Genomic DNA, 2,037 nt, shown 5'->3' on the forward strand with positions numbered 1-2,037 from the left:
GCTCGCTGCCGGGCAGACCCGGCGGCCTCGACCATCGGGGTTTTCGATGATGGACACCATCGTACTCGCCGTCGGGCTCGGCTTCTTCGGGCTCTCCTTCGCCTATGTCGCCGCCTGCGACGCACTCTAGGGGAGGCCGGCATGCTTCTGGATTTCGCCCTGGGCGGAGCGGTGACGTTGTTCCTGCTCGCCTACCTCACCTACGCGCTGATCCGCCCCGAGCGGTTCTGACGGCGGCAGCTCCTCAGATTCGGAACCTCATCCATGACCCTCAACGGATGGATCCAGATCCTGCTCTTCTGCGGGATCATCGTCGCCCTGGTCAGGCCGCTCGGCGGCTACATGACCCGCGTCTTCGCAGGCGAGCGAACGCTGCTCTCGCCGGTCCTGTATCCGGTCGAGCGCCTGCTCTACGCCGCTGCCGGCACGCATAAGAAGGAGGAGCAGCACTGGACGGGCTACGTCGTCGCGATGCTGCTGTTCAACCTCGCCGGCTTCGTCCTGCTCTATGCGATGCAGCGGCTGCAGGGTGCTCTGCCCTTCAACCCGGCGGAGATGGGCGCGGTGCCGGCCGATCTCGCCTTCAACACGGCCGCGAGCTTCGTCGCCAACACCAACTGGCAGAACTATGCCGGCGAAAGCACCATGTCCTACTTCACCCAGATGGCGGGGCTGGCGGTGCAGAACTTCGTCTCGGCGGCGACGGGCATCGCCATCGCGGTTGCGGTGATCCGCGCCTTCGCGCGCCGCTCGGCCCGCACACTCGGCAATTTCTGGGCCGATCTCGTCCGCTCGACTCTCTATGTCCTGCTGCCGATCTGCGTGATCGGTACGCTCGTTCTCGTCGGGCAGGGCGTGCCGCAGAACCTCAATCCCTACACCGTCGCGACGACGCTGGAGGGCGCGCAGCAGACAATCGCGCAGGGTCCGGTCGCCTCGCAGATGATGATCAAGCATCTCGGCACCAATGGCGGCGGCTTCTTCAACGCCAATGCCGCGCACCCCTTCGAGAACCCGACGGCGTTCACGAACCTGATCCACATGGTCGCGATCTTCGCGGTCGGCGCGGCCCTCACCAATGTCTTCGGCCGCATGGTCGGCAACGAGAAGCAGGGCTGGGCGATCCTGGCGGTGATGGGCCTCCTGTTCATCGCAGGCGTGGTCGTCTGCTACTGGGCGGAGGCCGCCGGCAACCCGCTCGTCCAGGCGCTCGGCCTCGATGGCGGCAACATGGAAGGCAAGGAGACGCGCTTTGGCATCACGCTGTCGGCCCTGTTCGCCGTCATCACCACGGCGGCCTCCTGCGGCGCGGTCAACGCGATGCATGACAGCCTGATGCCGCTCGGCGGGCTGGTCCCGCTGATCAACATGATGCTCGGCGAGATCATCGTCGGCGGCGTCGGAGCAGGCTTCTACGGCATCATCCTCTTCGTCGTCATCGCCGTCTTCGTCGCCGGCCTGATGGTGGGCCGCACGCCCGAGTATCTCGGCAAGAAGATCGAGGCGAAGGAGGTCAAGATGGCGATGCTCGCCGTGCTCTGCCTGCCGCTCGCCACGCTCGGCTTCACCGCCGTCGCGGTCGTGCTGCCGGATGCCGTCGGCTCGATCGCCAATCCCGGTCCGCACGGATTCTCCGAGGTGCTTTATGCCTATACCTCGGCCGCGGCGAACAACGGCTCGGCCTTCGCAGGGCTCTCCGGCAATACGGTCTGGTACAACCTGACCATCGGTGTCGCCATGCTGATGGGGCGCTTCCTCGTCATCATCCCGGCGCTGGCGCTGGCGGGCTCGGTCGCGGCCAAGAAGACCGTGCCGGAATCGGCGGGCACCTTCCCGACGCATGGGCCGCTCTTCATCGGTCTGCTCACCGGCGTGATCGTCATCGTCGGCGGCCTGACCTTCTTCCCGGCGCTCGCGCTCGGCCCGATCGTCGAGCATCTCGCGATGCTGGCCGGCCAGAGCTTCTGAGGAGCAGGCCATGCGCACCGACACGGGACCTCGCCCCTCCACCCTCGTCTGCGGAGCGACGATTGCAGT

2 protein-coding genes are annotated in these 2,037 nt (G+C 66.5%); both read left to right on the top strand.

The features are described 5' to 3' along the window. Nucleotides 1-141: 141 nt before the first annotated feature. On the top strand, nucleotides 142-231 hold the full coding sequence (locus ACIPIA_RS14985; protein ID WP_400510700.1) for a K(+)-transporting ATPase subunit F: 90 nt from the start codon (nucleotides 142-144) through the stop codon (nucleotides 229-231). Between the two features lie 33 nt (nucleotides 232-264). After that, the gene (gene kdpA / locus ACIPIA_RS14990) at nucleotides 265-1,968 is read left to right on the top strand and encodes a potassium-transporting ATPase subunit KdpA (RefSeq protein WP_400510701.1); all 1,704 of its coding nucleotides are present in this window, start codon (nucleotides 265-267) and stop codon (nucleotides 1,966-1,968) included. Nucleotides 1,969-2,037 lie beyond the last annotated feature (69 nt).

The organism is Allobosea sp. CER48 (assembly GCF_044752385.1).
GTDB lineage: Bacteria > Pseudomonadota > Alphaproteobacteria > Rhizobiales > Beijerinckiaceae > Allobosea.

What these genes read in the sequence shown, in the direction of transcription:
- kdpA (WP_400510701.1), top strand. Translation starts at nt 265, where the DNA reads ATGACCCTCAACGGATGGATCCAGATCCTGCTCTTCTGCGGGATCATC.
- ACIPIA_RS14985 (WP_400510700.1), top strand. Translation starts at nt 142, where the DNA reads ATGCTTCTGGATTTCGCCCTGGGCGGAGCGGTGACGTTGTTCCTGCTC.